Source organism: Crossiella cryophila (assembly GCF_014204915.1).
GTDB lineage: Bacteria > Actinomycetota > Actinomycetes > Mycobacteriales > Pseudonocardiaceae > Crossiella > Crossiella cryophila.
In genome coordinates this window covers 401262-416172 of sequence record NZ_JACHMH010000001.1, presented here as the reverse complement: position 1 = coordinate 416172, position 14911 = coordinate 401262, and the positions used below count along the sequence as shown (strand labels likewise).

The window sequence follows — 14911 nt, the reverse complement described above, 5'->3', positions numbered from 1 at the left end:
CCGCCGGGCAATCCCGGGTCCACTGTGGAGCGTCTGAATCAGCTGGCTGGGAGCGTGCGGATGACACGATGGCGCGGTCCGGGGTTCGAGTGGCGTGGGCTGTGGGGCGCGCTGGGACTGCTCGCCGGGGTGTTCGGCATGCTGGTCCTGCCGCTGCTGGCCGATGCCGTGCTGGTCGAGCCGACGGTCACCGTGCGTGCCGGGGACACCGTGGACCTGCGTTCGGACGGCGCCGGGAACGCGCGGCTGGACCTGAGTCCGCTGGCCGGGTTCCGGCAGCCGAGCAGCACTCCGCAGGACAGCTTCTCCGCCGGTCAGGACCAGGCAGGCGTCACCGTGGAGCTGAAGACCGGGGTGCTCGACCCGGCGGTGACCTTCGCCAGGATCGCCCGGTTGTACGAGTTGCAGGGGCGGCCGATCACCCCGCTGGGTGAACTACGCACCGCGACCGGATTGACCGGGCTGGCCGGTGAGTTCGGCGGCGGCACGCTGGTGCTGCTGGGCGGGCCGGGGCCGGTGGTGACGGTGTCCGCGCAGGGCCTGGGCGCGCCGGTGCTGCGGCGGCTGCTGGACGGGGTGGTGATCGAGCCGTGACGATCACCTCGCCGGTGGCCCCGCGCTCGGGCTGGACCGTGCTGCTGCGCCGCCCGATGTTCTGGGCCTACCTGATCCTGCTGCTCTTCGGCCTGCGCTCGTTCGCAGCCGGCGATCTCTACGCCGCGGGCGGGGCGCCGATCGCCGCGCTCACCGCGGTGCTGGCGCAGTGCCTGCTGGTGGTGCTGTTCACGGTGCTGATCCGGCGGCTGGATCTGTTCGAGAAGGAACCGCCGGTGCTGCTCGCGCTGGCCTTCCTGTGGGGCGCCTTCATCGCGCCGGCGGTGGCCGCCCCGGCCAACGGCGCGCTGCTCAGCCTGGCAGGCAAGACCGGCGGCGCGAGCTTCGCCGCGGACTGGGGCGCGGCGCTGGCCGGTCCGCTCTCCGAGGAGTGGCTCAAGGGGCTCGGCGTGGTGGCCATCCTGGTGATCGCCCGCGAGCACCTGCACCGGTCGCTGGACGGGCTGGTCTACGGCGCCATGGTCGGGCTGGGCTTCGAGGCGCTGGAGAACTTCGGCTACGCGGTCAACGCCGCGCTCACCGACGTCAACGACGACTTCTCCGCCGCGCTGGGCAGTTCGGTGGCCCGGCTGCTGTTCGGGGTCGGCGCGCACGTGATCTTCACCGGCATCGCCGGGTTCGGCCTCGGCTACGCGCGCACCGCGCTCGACCGCTCCTACGGGCACCGGGTGCTGGTCGCGGCCGGGGCGGTGCTGACCGGGTACGGACTGCACGTGCTGTGGAACTCCCCGCTGCTCGGGCAGCTCGGCGTGCTCGGCGCGCTGGCCAAGTACGCGGTGCTGGTGCTGTTGTTCGCGCTGGTCTACCGGTACACCGCGCGCAAGGAGTTCGCCTGGTTCGCCGCCACCGTGCACGAGGAGGAACCGGAGATCATCACCCCGCACGAGGTGTACGCGTTGCGCACCGGCCGGGCCAGGCGCAAGGCCCGCCGACTGGCCAGGCGGCAGTACGGAAGCGTTGGCGCGCAACGGATGCATCAGCTCCAAGATGCGCAGCTGGCACTGGCCATCGCGCTGGAGAACAGCCCGGACCACGAGCTGGACCCCTCCGTCGACCGGGCCCGGCACGACGTGCGGCATGCTCGTCTCGCCCTGGAGCAGCAAGGAGTCCGATGAGTTCCTTCCTCACCGGTATGGACACCGCGCGCCGTCCGACCGGCCCCTGGCTCGCCCTGGTCGTGGTGGCACTGCTGATGCTGCTGGTCGGTGGCGCCGGCGGGGTGGCGGCCAACCTGCTGCTGACCGGCTCGACCGCGCCGGAGGGCACCCTGCGCGGTCAGGTGGCGATGTTGTTCGGCGGGTTCGCCCCGGTGGCGCTCGTGCTGTGGCTGTGGATCCGGTTCAAGGAACGCCGTCCGTTCGCCACCGTCGGCTTCGAGGCGCCACCGCGCCGGGTGCTGGGCGGGATGCTGGCGGCGCTGCTGACCTTCACCGCGATCGTGCTGATCGCTGTCCTGAGTGGACAGATGGAGTTCGCCGGGCAGCCGAGGTGGTCGCTGCTGCCGGGCGTGCTGATCGCCCTGGCCGCGTACGCGATCCAGGGCTCCACCGAGGAACTGCTCTGCCGTGGCTTCCTGTTGCAGGCGCTCACCCGGCGCTGGGGCGTGCTCGCCGCGGTGCTGGTGCAGGCCGCGTTGTTCGCCGCGCTGCACACCGGGAACGTGGGCGGGCTGCAGGTGCTCGCGGTGCTGAACCTGGTGCTGTTCGGGCTGTTCACCGCGGGGTGGGCGATCGCGGAGGGCGGGCTGTGGGGGGTCTGCGGCTTCCACCTGATGTGGAACTGGGTGCAGGGCAACGTCTTCGGCGCCTCGGTCTCGGGCACCTCGGTGCAGACCGCGCTGCTGAGCCTGCGCAATGGCGAGCCCAGCATCCTCAACGGCGCGGCCTTCGGCCTGGAGGCCAGCGTGCTGACCACGGTGGCGCTCGCGGTCGGCTGCGCGCTGGTGTTCGCCCCGGCCCGGCGGGCGGTCCGTGGTTAGCCCGCGCCGGCTGGTCTACCGCCTCGGCGAGCTGGTACTGATCCTGCTCGGCCTGGCCGCGGTGCTTGGCGAGCTGGTCAGCGTGTCCAGTGTGCTGTTGCTGGCGGTGTGGAACCTGGTGGCCTTCGGTTACGTGCTGCTGCGCTGGCGCCGGGTGCGCGACGCGCGGCTGGGCATGGCCGAGCGGGAGGACGGCTCACCGGCCTGGCTGCGCACGGTCGCCGGGCGGAAACTGGGCTTCGTGGCCACCGTGCTGGCCAGCCTGGTCGGCGTGCTCTCCGGACTGATGATCGTGCTCTACGACCGGTTCGGCATGGACGGCGAGCTGACCTTCCTGATCAAGCTGATCGGCGCGCCGACCATCATCTTCGCCTGGCTGATGCTGCACCTCGGCTTCGCTGAGCGGTACGCACACCTGCACTACGAGCTGGCGGGCGGGCAGGGACTGGGTTTCCCGGACGAGGACGAGCCGAACCTGGCCTACTTCGCCTACTTCGCCTTCACCATCGGCACCTCCTTCGCCGTCTCCGACGTCACCGTGCGCCGCCGCGAGCTGCGCTACGCCGTGCTGGTGCACAGCACGATGTCCTTTCTGTACAACACCGCCCTGCTGGGCATCGCGATCGGCGTGCTGACCGGGCGATAGGGCAGGGCTGCCGCCCCAAGGTGCGGCAGCGCGGGCAGCTGCCCGATTAGTCCGTTTTCGCCGACTAGTTTCCGCTCCGCCAACTTCTTTGGAGGAGTGACGTGAGACAACGGCGGACATGGGCGGCGATGGCGCTGGCCCTGCTGGTGGGCGGCATCGGCCTGGTGCTGGCCAATCCGGCGCAGGCGGTGCCGGTGCGTGGGCAGACCGGCTGGTCGGTGCTGCTGTGCAAGTTCAAGGACAAGGCCCAGGAGCCGCAGAACCCGCAGTTCTTCCGCGATTTCCTGACCCAGGACGGCGCGGGGCAGGGCGGCCTCGCCGACTACTTCGCCGACCAGTCCCGCGGCCGGGTGACCCTGCACGGTTCGACGGTGCGCGGCTGGTACACGATGCCGTTCACCCTGGAGCAGCAGCGCCCGAAGAACCGCTGGGACAAGATCCAGGACTGCGTGAACACCGCCGCCAGCAACGGTTACACCGTGCCGGCCGGGCACCGGATCATCGCCATCCTCAACGACTGGGTGGACTCCGGCGCGGCCGGTGACCGGGTGCTGCTCGACCCAGGCGCCTGGAACGTCGGCTTCGCCGCGCACGAGATGCTGCACGGCTACGGCCTCGGCCACTCCTTCTCCGACGACCCGACCTACCGCAACGTCGAGTGGGCGCAGATCGGCGAGTACGACAACCCGTGGGACATCCAGTCCGCGATGAACATCCACACCTTCCAGACCGCGCGCTTCGGCACCAGCGCGGTCGGGCTCAACGGCTACTTCCGGGACAAGCTCGGCTGGCTGAGCCGGGACCGGGTGTTCACCCTGGGCGCGGACGGCGTGCGCACCCGCACCATCACCCTGTCCGCGTTGGAGACCCCCGGCACCGCGGGCACCCAGCTGCTGCGCATCCCCTTCGACGCCAACGATCCCTACCGCTACTACACGGTGGAGTTCCGCAAGAAGACCGGCTGGAGCGCGGGCATCCCGGCCGACATCGTGATGCTCAACGAGGTGCGCAACGGCACCCCGTACCTGCTGCGCACCCGCGGCGGCGACCGGCACCCGGTGCAGTCACTGGACGCCAACGGCGTGTCCGTGCGGATCAACGGCGTCAGCGGCAACACCGCCACAGTCACCGTGAGCACCAACACCGTGCAGGGCAACACCTACGGCCCCAACGCCTGCAAGAGCGGCTGGGTCTGGCGGGATGCCGACCAGCAGGACTACGTGTGCGTCAGCCACGCGGTCCGGCAGCAGAACGCCACGGACAACAACCTGGCCAACACCCGCTGGTACAACGGCCCCTACGGCCCGCACACCTGCGTGCAGGGCTTCGTCTGGCGGGATGCCTGGCCCGGTGACGACGTGTGCGTGACCCCGGCCAACCGGCAGCAGGCGCGCAACGACAACGCCGCGGCGCACAGCCGCATCGAACGGCCTTGAAAATCACCTTGAAGTGAAAAACCCGATGACCTAGGTCCCGTGTCCCCAGCCCGGGGGCGCGGGACCTGGTCACACCGTGAGCTGAATTACCGCTCGCCCTCGGTGTGAGTTACGCCATCCGCGTAGCCCCGGCAGTACTCCCAGCTCACGTAGCTGGCCGGGTCCGGGTCGTAGGCAGGCTCGTGCGGGCGCATCCGGCCGTCGTCGAGCAGCTGCTGCAGACTGGAGCGCAGCAACTCCCAGTCGTGGTAGTGCGGCTCCCGGCAGTCGCCGCAGTCCACCACGATGCCGCGGAGTCCACGCGGCTCCAGAAGTGCCTGGTAGACGGCCAGATCAGCCAGGTCGGCGAGCAGGTCGGCACGCTCGTCCTCGCCGAGTGGCTCGGCCGTTTCCTCCTCTGCCTCACCCAGCACCAGGGCCGGGTCCTCCGGATCCCCGGCGAAGGGATCGGGCGGCAACGCGTTGTGCGGCACGTGGGCACGGTACCTGGCTCGCGGCCGGAGGTGTTGCCGCCGGTCGGCCGGTTAGCATGTGGTCACCCGTTCCGCTGGCTCCACCGGGCCGGCGGGAACCACCGTGGGACCGGCGCACCAGGAAGGCCGACACCAGTCATGACCAGCGAGCTCACCGCTCACGGCATCCCGCCGAAGTTCGCCATGCTCGGCCTGACCTTCGACGACGTCCTCCTCTTGCCCGCCGAGTCCGACGTCGTGCCCGGCGCGGTCAACACCACCAGCCGCCTCTCCCGCAACATCACCCTGCGGGTACCGCTGGTCTCCTCCGCGATGGACACCGTCACCGAGGCCAGGATGGCCATCTCCATGGCCCGCCAGGGCGGGGTCGGCGTGTTGCACCGCAACCTCTCCGTCGAGGAGCAGGCCGCCCAGGCCGAGGTGGTCAAGCGCTCCGAGGCCGGCATGGTCACCGATCCGGTCACCTGCTCGCCGGAGGACACCCTGGCCGAGGTGGACGAGAAGTGCCGCCGCTTCCGCATCTCCGGCCTGCCGGTCACCGACGAGCAGGGCCGCCTGGTCGGCATCATCACCAACCGGGACATGCGCTTCGAGGTCGACCACACCCGCCCGGTGCGGGAGGTCATGACCCAGATGCCGCTGGTCACCGCGCACGTCGGCGTGTCGGCCGAGGCCGCGCTCGGCCTGCTGCGCAGGCACAAGGTGGAGAAGCTGCCGATCATCGACGGCGACGGCAAGCTGCGCGGGCTGATCACGGTCAAGGACTTCGTCAAGACCGACCAGTACCCGCTGGCCACCAAGGACCCGGACGGCCGCCTGGTGGTCGGCGCCGCGGTCGGTGTCGGCGATGACGCCTACCGCAGGGCGATGTCCCTGGTGGACGCGGGCGTGGACGCGATCGTGGTGGACTCCGCGCACGCGCACTCGCGCAACGTGCTGGACATGGTGGCCAAGCTCAAGCAGGAACTGGGCGAGTCCACCGACATCATCGGCGGCAACGTGGCTACCAGGGCCGGCGCGCAGGCGCTGGTCGAGGCGGGCGCGGACGGCGTGAAGGTCGGTGTCGGCCCCGGTTCCATCTGCACCACCCGGGTGGTCGCCGGCGTGGGCGCGCCGCAGATCACCGCGATCTACGAGGCATCGCTGGCCTGTGCCGCGGCCGGGGTCCCGGTCATCGGCGACGGCGGCATCCAGTACTCCGGCGACATCGCCAAGGCCATCGCGGCCGGGGCCAGCACGGTGATGCTGGGCAGCCTGCTCGCGGGCACCGCCGAGGCGCCGGGCGAGCTGATCCTGCACAACGGCAAGCAGTACAAGACCTACCGCGGCATGGGCTCGCTGGGCGCGATGCAGTCCCGCGGCCAGGCCAAGTCCTACTCCAAGGACCGCTACTTCCAGGACGACGTGCTCAGCGAGGACAAGCTGGTGCCAGAGGGCATCGAGGGCCGGATCCCCTTCCGCGGCCCGCTGTCCAACGTGGTGCACCAGCTCGTCGGCGGTCTGCGCTCGGGCATGGGTTACGCGGGCGCGGCCACCATCACCCAGCTCCAGCAGGCCCAGCTGGTCCGGATCACCGCGGCCGGGCTCAAGGAGAGCCACCCGCACGACATCACGATGACCGTGGAAGCGCCGAACTACACCACCCGCTGAGTCGTCCTGCCGGGACGATCGTGGGTGGACAGTGCATTTCGGACAGTAAGAGAGGATCGACGTGCGGGACCAGGTGGAGATCGGTGCCGGGCGCACCGCGTTGCGTGCCTACGGGCTTGACGACATCGAGATCGTGCCCTCCCGGCGCACCCGCTCCTCCAAGGACGTGTCGCTGGACTGGCGGATCGACGCCTACCGCTTCGACATCCCGCTGATCACCCACCCCACCGACGCGGTGGTCTCCCCGGCCACCGCGGTGCGTTTCGGTGAGCTGGGCGGGCTCGGCGTGCTCAACGCGGAGGGGGTGTGGGCCCGGCACGCCAACGCCGAGGACGCGCTCTTCCGCGTGGTGCAGGCGGCCGAGGAGGAAGAGGACCCGGCCGCCGCGGTGCGGCTGCTGCAGGAGCTGCACGCCGCGCCGATCCGGGTGGACCTGCTCACCGAGGCCATCCGGACCGTGCGCGAGTCCGGCAACACGGTGGCGGTGCGGGTCAGCCCGCAGCACGCCGAGGAGCTGACCCCCGACCTGCTGGCCGCGGGCGTGGAGATCCTCATCGTGCAGGGCACCATCATCTCCGCCGAGCACGTCTCGCGGGACGGCGAGCCGCTCAACCTCAAGCGGTTCATCGCCGACCTGGACATCCCGGTGATCGCCGGTGGGGTGGGCGACTACCGCACCGCGATGCACCTGATGCGCACCGGCGCGGCCGGGGTCATCGTCGGCTACGGCGAGTCGCACGCCAGCACCACCAACCGGGTGCTGGGCATCGGGGTGCCGATGGCCACCGCGATCGCCGAGGCCGCGGCCGCCCGCCGGGACTACCTGGACGAGACCGGCGGCCGGTACGTGCACGTGATCGCCGACGGCGGCCTGGTCTACTCCGGCGACATCGCCAAGGCCATCGCCTGCGGCGCGGACGCGGTGATGCTGGGCGAGGCGCTCACCGAGGCCCAGGACCTGCCCGGCCAGGGCTACTACTGGACCGCGGCCGCCGCGCACCCCTCGCTGCCGCGCAGCGACGTGGCCGGTTACACCAGCGGGCACAGCCTGGAGTCGGTCCTGTTCGGGCCTGCCACCAGCCCGTTCGGCACGCTGAACCTCTTCGGCGCGCTGCGCAGGGCGATGGCCAAGACCGGCTACTCCGACCTGAAGGAGTTCCAGAAGGTCGGCCTGACGGTGCGCACGTGACGGTCAGGGAAATCCTGGCGGAGAACGACCTGGTCGCGCTGGCCGAGTTCGCGGCGGGGGACAAGGAGCTGCTGGACAACGGCAGCGACGGCGCCTTCGACGTGGACCGGGACCAGCGCGAGCAGCTGATCAGCTTCGAGGCCGGGCACGCGGTGGTGGTGGACCAGATCACCGGCGAGCTGGTCGGCGACGTCTCCTGGCACCCGGTCTCCTACGGCCCGTCCTACGCCTGCACGGCGTGGAACTTCGGCATCGCGCTGCTGCCCTCGGCCCGTGGCCGGGGGCTCGGCGTGGCCGCCCAGCGGCTGCTGGTCGAGCACCTGTTCGCCAGCACCGACCTGGACCGGGTGGAGGCGTCCACCGATGTGGAGAACCGGGCCGAGCAGCGCGCGCTGGAGAAGGCCGGGCTGCGCCGGGAGGGCGTGCTGCGCGGGGCCCAGCTCCGGGACGGGGCGCGCCGGGACATCGTGGTCTACGGGATGGTCCGATCGGATCTGCCTTCGTCTTAATCGTTACTTCGGGTAACACCCTCTAGCGGCGGCGACGCGTTCTGCCTACCTTGGCTGCATGACCCAACTCGCCAGTAACAACGACTACGACGTCGTGGTGATCGGTTCCGGCTTCGGTGGCAGCGTCTCGGCGCTGAGACTGGCCGAGAAGGGTTACCGGGTAGCGGTGCTGGAGGCGGGGCGCCGCTTCGCCGACGAGGAGTTCGCCAAGACCTCCTGGGACCTCAAGCGGTTCCTGTGGGCGCCGAAGTTCGGCTGCTTCGGCGTGCAGCGGATCCACCTGCTGCGCAACGTGCTGATCCTGGCCGGGGCCGGGGTCGGCGGCGGGTCGCTGAACTACGCGAACACGCTGTACCGGCCGCTCAAACCGTTCTACCGGGATCCGCAGTGGGCGCACATCACCGACTGGGAGGCCGAACTCGCGCCCTACTACGAGCAGGCCACCCGGATGCTCGGCGTGGTGCCGAACCCGACCACCACCCCGTCCGATCAGGTGATCAAGGACGTGGCCGAGGACATGGGCGTGGCGGGCACCTACACCACCACCCCGGTCGGCGTGTTCTTCGACCAGCCGGGCAAACCAGCGGCCGACCCGTACTTCGGCGGCGCCGGGCCCGAGCGCACCGGCTGCACCGAATGCGGCTCCTGCATGACCGGCTGCCGGGTCGGCGCGAAGAACACCCTGATGAAGAACTACCTCTACCTGGCCGAGCGCAAGGGCGCCGAGGTCTTCCCGCTGACCACGGTCACCGGGCTGCGCCGCCGGGAGGGCGGGGGCTGGGTGATCGGCACCGAGCGCACCGGGTCCTGGCTGCGCAAGGGCCGCCGGACCTTCACCGCCGCCCAGGTGGTGCTGGCCGCCGGCACCTGGGGCACCCAGAACCTGCTGCACAAGCTGCGGGACAACGGCTCGCTGCCGGACATCTCCGGCAGGCTGGGCCAGCTCACCAGGACCAACTCCGAGGCGATCCTGGGCGCCAAGGCGTCCAAGATCGATCCGAGCCGGGACTTCACCAGGGGCGTGGCGATCACCTCCTCCTTCCACCCGGACGAGGTCACCCACATCGAGCCGGTCCGCTATGGCAAGGGCAGCAACGCGATGGGCCTGCTGCAGGCCCCGGCGGTGGCCACCATGCTGCGGCACCCGCTGCTGACCCTGCGCAACCTCTCGGTGCGGGACTGGAGCCAGCGCACGGTGATCCTGCTGGTGATGCAGAGCCTGGACAACTCGATCACCACCTTCACCCGCAAGACCTGGCTGGGCAGGCGCAAGCTGACCTCCAAGCAGGGCCACGGCGCGCCCAACCCGAACTCGATCCCGGCCGGGGTCAAGGCAGCCGAGCTGGCTGCTGACAAGATCGACGGCATCCCGGGCGGGGCGATCAGCGAGATGTTCAACATCCCGATGACCGCGCATTTCCTCGGCGGCTGCCCGATCGGCCTGGACGCCGAGCACGGTGTGATCGACCCCTACCACCGGGTGCACGGCTACCCGGGGTTGTCCATCGTGGACGGCTCGGCCATCTCGGCGAACCTCGGGGTGAACCCCTCGCTGACCATCACCGCCCAGGCCGAGCGGGCGCTCTCGCTGTGGCCGAACAAGGGCGAGCGGGACATCCGCCCGGCCCAGGACGCCCCGTACCAGCGGCTCGCGCCCATCCCGCCGGTCAGTCCGGCGGTGCCGACGGCCGCGCCCGGCGCGCTCCGGCTGCCCATCGTCAGCTGAGGCCGTTCCGCCCCTGGAGATCACGCTCAGTGGGCGGAATGGTGACGATCTCGGCCGTTGGGGTACGGCATGTAGCTGATCCATCACGGAATGTTCCGCGCGAGTGTGACCGCTGGCACAGTGTGGGGATGGATCAGCCGATAGAGGACGTCAGGGAGCGGGCATGAGTGCGGAGTGTGTGCTCGTGGTCGGCGGCGGCCCGGTCGGACTGATGGGCGCGCTGCTCCTGGCCAGGGCCGGAGTGCCGAGCATCGTGCTGGAGGCGGCCCCCCGGCGCTCCGCCGTCGGCAGCCGGTCCATCTGCGTGCAGGGCGATGTGCTGGACATCCTGGAGCGGGTCGGGCTCGGCCAGCGGGTGGCCGAGGCCGGGGTCACCTGGCACACCGGCCGCACCTACTACCGCGAGCACGAGGTGCTCACCGTCCGACTGCCGCACCGGCCGGGCTTCCCGCCGTTCGTGAACCTGCCGCAGACCGACCTGGAACGGCTGCTGGACGAGCGGGTCGCGGCCGAGCCGCTGATCACCGTGCACCTGGCGCACAAGGTGGTCGGACTGAGCCAGAACCGGGACAGCGTCGAGGTCACCGTGGCCGCGCCGGTGGGCGAACGCACCTTCCGCGGCAGCCACTGCCTGGCCGCCGACGGCCCGCGCTCGCTGGTCCGCCAGCTGCTCGACCTGCCGTTCCAGGGCTACAGCTTCCGGGACAAGTTCCTCATCGCCGACATCTGCGCCCCGCTCACCCACGCCGCGGAACGCCGCTTCTACTTCGATCCGCCCGCCAACCCCGGCCGCCAGGTGCTGGTGCACCCGCAGCCCAACGGCCGCTGGCGGATCGACTGGCAGGTGCCGGATGACTTCGACCTGACCGAGCAGCGCGCCAACGGCGGGCTGGAGACGCTGGTCCGCTCGGTGGTCGGGGATGCCGACTACGAGCTGGAATGGGCCTCGGTCTACCGCTTCCACCAGCGCTGCGTGCCCGCGATGCGGATCGGCCGGGTGCTGCTGGCCGGGGACGCCGCGCACGTGATGAGCCCTTTCGGCGCGCGCGGGCTCAACTCCGGCATCGCGGACGCGGAGAACGCCGCCTGGAAGATCGCCTTCGACCGGGCAGGCTGGGGCGGACCGGTGCTGCTGCACTCCTACGACGCCGAACGCCGGGCAGCGGCCAGGGAGAACCTGCGGGTCACCGGCGAGACCATGCGCTTCCTGGTGCCGCGCACCGGTGCCGAGCAGGCCTACCGCCGGGACGTGCTGGAACGCAGTGTGCGCGAGGCCGCGGCCCGCGCCAAGATCGACTCCGGCAAGCTGGCCGAGCCCTTCTACTACCTGGACTCCCCGCTGACCACGCCCGCCCAGCCCACCGAGATCTCCGCCTTCCCGCGTGATCCCGGCGAGGCCAGGCCGCCCCTGCCCGGCGTGCTCTGCCCGGATGCCCCGCTGACCGGCCACGGGCGACTACGCCCGCACTTCGGCCCCGAGTTCCACCTGCTCACCGTGGCCTCCCGGCCGCGCATCCCCAAGGGCCCGCCGGTGCACGTGCAGCCGCTGGAGGAGGCATCCGACGGCGGCGCGCTGGCCGAGGCGCTGCGGATGCCGCCGGGCTCGGCCGCGCTGGTCCGGCCGGACGGTCACCTGGCCGCGGTGCTGCGGGCAGGGGACCTCGGCGCCGGGCTGGTCAGCGCGTTGCGTCGCGCGACCGGGTGGTGACCGGGCTTACACCCAACGCGGGCACCCCATCAGGCGTCTCCTGTACGGCAGGAGGTGAACGGATGGACCGTCGTGGATTCCTGCGGCTGGCCGGGATCGGCGCCGCGGCACTGGCCACCGGCGCGTGCGGCAGCGGTGAGACCGCCCCGATCAGCACCACCACCAGTGGCAGCGCGCCGCCCCCGCCCGGCAGCACCGGCCCGCCCCCGCCGCCGGACTGGGCGGGTCTGCGCGGCAAGGTCAGCCTGCTGCTGCCCTCGGACCCGGAGTTCGGCAACGCCTGGTCCCCGTTCAACTCCGCGCTCAGCCCGGCCCCGCCCGCCGCGCTGGCCCGCTGCGGCACCCCCGAGCAGGTGCAGGCCTGCCTGGACGTGGTCCGCCGGGCCAAGCTCCCGGTGGCCGCGCGCAGCGGCGGGCACAGCTACGCCGGGTACAGCGCGCCTGCCGGCGGGCTGGTGCTGGACGTCTCGCCGATGAACGCCGTGCGGGTGCGGCCGGACGGCACCGTGAGCATCGGCGCCGGCGCCAAACTCGCCGACGTCTACACCGCACTGGCCCGCGCCGGGCGTGCGCTGCCCGCCGGGTCCTGCCCCTCGGTGGGCATCGCCGGACTCACCCTCGGCGGCGGGATCGGCGTGCTGGCCCGGAAATTCGGCCTCACCTGCGACCACCTCCGCTCCGCCCAGGTGGTGCTGCCGGACGGCTCGCTGCGCACCGCCTCTGCCGATTCCGAGCAGGAGCTGTTCTGGGCGCTGCGCGGCGGCGGTGGCGGCAACCTGGCCGTCGTCACCCAGTTCGAGTTCGGCACCGTGCCCGCGCCGGGGCTGACCGTGTTCTCGCTGCGCTTCCCGGCCGGGTCCGGGGCCGCGGTGCTCGGCGCCTGGCAGGACTGGATCACCACCGCCGCGCCCGAGCTGTGGTCGATCTGCCACCTGCTCGGCGGCGCGCCCCCGGTGCCGGTGGTGGCCGGGTGCTACGTCGGCGGCGCGGCCGGGCTGAACCCGTTGCTGGACCGGCTGATCAGCGCCAGTGGAGCCCGTCCTGGCCAGCGGCTGGTGCAGCCCAAGGGCTACCTGGACGCGATGCGGCACTTCGCGGGCAGCGGCGGCGGCAGGCGCGAGGGCTTCGCCGCCGCCTCCCGGATCATGGAACACAAGATCACCGGCCTGGACCAGGTGGTCGGCCAGATCCAGGGCCGCAAGATGGACCTGCTCTTCGACGGCCTCGGCGGCGCGGTCGGCGACGTCGGCGTGGCCGACACCGCCTTCCCGCACCGCAAGGCCCTGGCCAGCGTGCAGATCTACGCCCCGGCCGAACGCGCCGACGCGGCCAGGCAGACCAGCGCGGTCACCGACGTGCAGACCGCGCTGCCCGGCCTGGTCGGCAAGGGCAGCTACGTCAACTACCTCGACCCGGCGCAGCGGGACTGGGCGCAGGCCTACTACGGCCCGAACCTGGCCCGGCTGCGCGCGGCCGCCGCCCGGTACGACCCGGACGGCGTGTTCCGCTTCGCCCAGGGACTCACCAGCTGACGCCGGTGAGCACCACCACCCGCTCCTCGGTGAAATCGGTCATCGTGGTGCGCACGCCCTCGCGCCCGACGCCGGAGCCCTTCACGCCGCCGTAGGGCAGCTGGTCCGCGCGGTAGGACGGCACGTCGCCGATGATCACGCCGCCCACCTCCAGCTCGGTGCCCGCCCGGAACGCGGTCTGGATGTCGTGCGTGAACACCCCGGCCTGCAACCCGTACGCGGAGTTGTTGACCTCGGCGAAGGCCTCGTCCACGCCGTCCACCGCGGCCACCGCGAGCACCGGCCCGAAGACCTCCTCGCACCAGACCTTGGCGTCCTTGGGCACCTCGGTGAGCACCGTCGGCGCCACCGTTGACCCGTCCCTGGTGCCACCGGCCAGGATCTTCGCCCCGGCCTCGGCCGCCTCGGAGATCCACTGCTCCACCCGCTCGGCCGCGGCCACGTCGACCAGCGGGCCGACCTCCACGTCCGGGTCGTGCGGGCTGCCGGTGCGCAGCGCGCCGACCGCGCCGACCAGCCGGGGCAGGAAGTCCTCGTACACCGAGCGGTCCACCAGCACCCGCTGCACCGCGATGCAGGACTGCCCGGCCTGGTAGTTGCTGAACAACGCGATCCGCTTGGCCGCGAAGTCCAGATCCGGCTCGGAACTCCAGTCCCCGCAGACCACCGCGGCCGCGTTGCCGCCCAGCTCCAGCACCACGTGCTTGCGCGGCGCCGAGTCCATGATCGAGAAGCCCACCGGCCCGGAGCCGGTGAAGCTGACCACCGGCAGCCGCTCGTCCTTGACCAGCGCCGCGGTCGCCTCGTTGCCCACCGGCAGCACCGAGAACGCGCCGGCCGGCAGATCGGTCTCGGCCAGGATCTCGCCAAGGATCAGCGCGGTCAGCGGGGTGCGCGGGGCGGGCTTGATGATGATCGGCGCGCCCACCGCCAGCGCCGGGGCGACCTTGTGCGCGACCAGGTTGAGCGGGAAGTTGAACGGCGAGATGCCCAGCACCGGGCCACGCGGGATGCGCTTGATCATCGCCACCCGGCCCTCGGCGGCCGGATCGGTGTCCAGCCTGGTCAGCTCGCCGGTGAACCGGCGGGCCTCCTCGGCGGCCAGCCGGAAGGTGTGCACCGCGCGGCCGACCTCGCCGACCGCCCACTTCAGCGGCTTGCCGTTCTCGGCGGTGATGATCTCGGCGATCTCCTCGGTGCGCTCGGCCAGCCGCTGGGAGACGTGCGCCAGCGCGTTGGCCCGCAGGTGCGCGGGGGAGGAGCGGAACTCGGTGAACACCGCGGCGGCCGCGGCCACGGCGCGCTCGACCTGCTCCGGTCCTGGCACCCCGACGGTGGCGACCTCGCTGCCGTCGAAGGGATGGCGCACGACCAGTTCGGTGACCCCGGGTTCGGCGATGCCGGCGATCCAGGACGGGCGGGGTTTCGGGGGCTCGAGGTCGGTCATGG

At 71.7% G+C, this 14911-nt stretch carries 13 protein-coding genes; 11 read left to right on the top strand and 2 right to left on the bottom strand.

Annotated elements, in window-relative coordinates:
- Positions 1 to 60 precede the first annotated feature (60 nt).
- The 5 genes from HNR67_RS01895 to HNR67_RS01875 all read left to right on the top strand — a co-directional run bounded on the left by HNR67_RS01895 (position 61) and on the right by HNR67_RS01875 (position 4675).
- Positions 61 to 594: a hypothetical protein gene (locus HNR67_RS01895; protein ID WP_185000296.1), complete on the top strand. Its 534-nt coding sequence runs from the start codon at positions 61 to 63 to the stop codon at positions 592 to 594.
- A complete protein-coding gene (locus HNR67_RS01890) occupies positions 591 to 1730 on the top strand; it encodes a PrsW family intramembrane metalloprotease (RefSeq protein WP_185000295.1) in 1140 nt (379 codons plus the stop codon). Before HNR67_RS01895 ends, HNR67_RS01890 begins: the two co-directional genes overlap by 4 nt.
- Complete coding sequence (locus HNR67_RS01885) at positions 1727 to 2593, top strand: CPBP family intramembrane glutamic endopeptidase (protein WP_185000294.1); 867 nt, start codon at positions 1727 to 1729, stop codon at positions 2591 to 2593. Before HNR67_RS01890 ends, HNR67_RS01885 begins: the two co-directional genes overlap by 4 nt.
- Positions 2586 to 3239 carry a DUF1345 domain-containing protein gene (locus HNR67_RS01880; RefSeq protein ID WP_185000293.1) on the top strand — a complete coding sequence of 218 codons (654 nt, stop codon included), beginning with the start codon at positions 2586 to 2588 and terminating at the stop codon, positions 3237 to 3239. Before HNR67_RS01885 ends, HNR67_RS01880 begins: the two co-directional genes overlap by 8 nt.
- Positions 3240 to 3340: 101 nt before the next feature.
- Positions 3341 to 4675 carry a metallopeptidase domain-containing protein gene (locus tag HNR67_RS01875; protein WP_185000292.1) on the top strand — a complete coding sequence of 445 codons (1335 nt, stop codon included), beginning with the start codon at positions 3341 to 3343 and terminating at the stop codon, positions 4673 to 4675.
- 86 nt (positions 4676 to 4761) lie between these two features.
- Here the strand turns inward: HNR67_RS01875 and HNR67_RS01870 are convergent, their stop codons facing one another.
- Positions 4762 to 5148: a DUF5319 family protein gene (locus HNR67_RS01870; RefSeq protein WP_247755625.1), complete on the bottom strand. Its 387-nt coding sequence runs from the start codon at positions 5146 to 5148 to the stop codon at positions 4762 to 4764.
- A 138-nt stretch (positions 5149 to 5286) separates the two neighbouring features.
- On the opposite strand from HNR67_RS01870, the gene guaB reads away from it, so the two are divergent.
- The 6 genes from guaB to HNR67_RS01840 all read left to right on the top strand — a co-directional run bounded on the left by guaB (position 5287) and on the right by HNR67_RS01840 (position 13462).
- Positions 5287 to 6798 (top strand): IMP dehydrogenase, encoded by a 1512-nt coding sequence (guaB, locus tag HNR67_RS01865; protein WP_185000290.1) that lies wholly within the window; start codon positions 5287 to 5289, stop codon positions 6796 to 6798.
- A gap of 61 nt (positions 6799 to 6859) precedes the next feature.
- Positions 6860 to 7987, top strand: coding sequence for a GuaB3 family IMP dehydrogenase-related protein (locus HNR67_RS01860; protein ID WP_185000287.1), 1128 nt, complete (start codon positions 6860 to 6862; stop codon positions 7985 to 7987).
- Positions 7984 to 8496 carry a GNAT family N-acetyltransferase gene (locus tag HNR67_RS01855; RefSeq protein ID WP_185000285.1) on the top strand — a complete coding sequence of 171 codons (513 nt, stop codon included), beginning with the start codon at positions 7984 to 7986 and terminating at the stop codon, positions 8494 to 8496. The genes HNR67_RS01860 and HNR67_RS01855 overlap by 4 nt, the downstream gene beginning before the upstream one ends.
- Positions 8497 to 8554: 58 nt before the next feature.
- Positions 8555 to 10222, top strand: coding sequence for an FAD-dependent oxidoreductase (locus HNR67_RS01850; RefSeq protein ID WP_185000283.1), 1668 nt, complete (start codon positions 8555 to 8557; stop codon positions 10220 to 10222).
- Positions 10223 to 10385: 163 nt separating this feature from the next.
- Positions 10386 to 11930: an FAD-dependent monooxygenase gene (locus tag HNR67_RS01845; protein WP_185000280.1), complete on the top strand. Its 1545-nt coding sequence runs from the start codon at positions 10386 to 10388 to the stop codon at positions 11928 to 11930.
- Between the two features lie 62 nt (positions 11931 to 11992).
- Complete coding sequence (locus HNR67_RS01840) at positions 11993 to 13462, top strand: FAD-dependent oxidoreductase (protein WP_185000278.1); 1470 nt, start codon at positions 11993 to 11995, stop codon at positions 13460 to 13462.
- Here HNR67_RS01840 and HNR67_RS01835 read toward each other — a convergent pair.
- Positions 13452 to 14909 (bottom strand): aldehyde dehydrogenase family protein, encoded by a 1458-nt coding sequence (locus HNR67_RS01835; RefSeq protein ID WP_185000277.1) that lies wholly within the window; start codon positions 14907 to 14909, stop codon positions 13452 to 13454. The two genes, HNR67_RS01840 and HNR67_RS01835, sit on opposite strands and share 11 nt — an antisense overlap.
- Between the last annotated feature and the right edge of the window lie 2 nt (positions 14910 to 14911).

Bases quoted from the DNA above. Each gene is read 5' to 3' on its own strand.
- HNR67_RS01850 (WP_185000283.1), top strand. From the start codon at position 8,555: ATGACCCAACTCGCCAGTAACAACGACTACGACGTCGTGGTGATCGGT.
- HNR67_RS01845 (WP_185000280.1), top strand. From the start codon at position 10,386: ATGAGTGCGGAGTGTGTGCTCGTGGTCGGCGGCGGCCCGGTCGGACTG.
- HNR67_RS01835 (WP_185000277.1), bottom strand. From the start codon at position 14,909: ATGACCGACCTCGAGCCCCCGAAACCCCGCCCGTCCTGGATCGCCGGC.
- HNR67_RS01840 (WP_185000278.1), top strand. From the start codon at position 11,993: ATGGACCGTCGTGGATTCCTGCGGCTGGCCGGGATCGGCGCCGCGGCA.
- HNR67_RS01885 (WP_185000294.1), top strand. From the start codon at position 1,727: ATGAGTTCCTTCCTCACCGGTATGGACACCGCGCGCCGTCCGACCGGC.
- HNR67_RS01895 (WP_185000296.1), top strand. From the start codon at position 61: ATGACACGATGGCGCGGTCCGGGGTTCGAGTGGCGTGGGCTGTGGGGC.
- guaB (WP_185000290.1), top strand. From the start codon at position 5,287: ATGACCAGCGAGCTCACCGCTCACGGCATCCCGCCGAAGTTCGCCATG.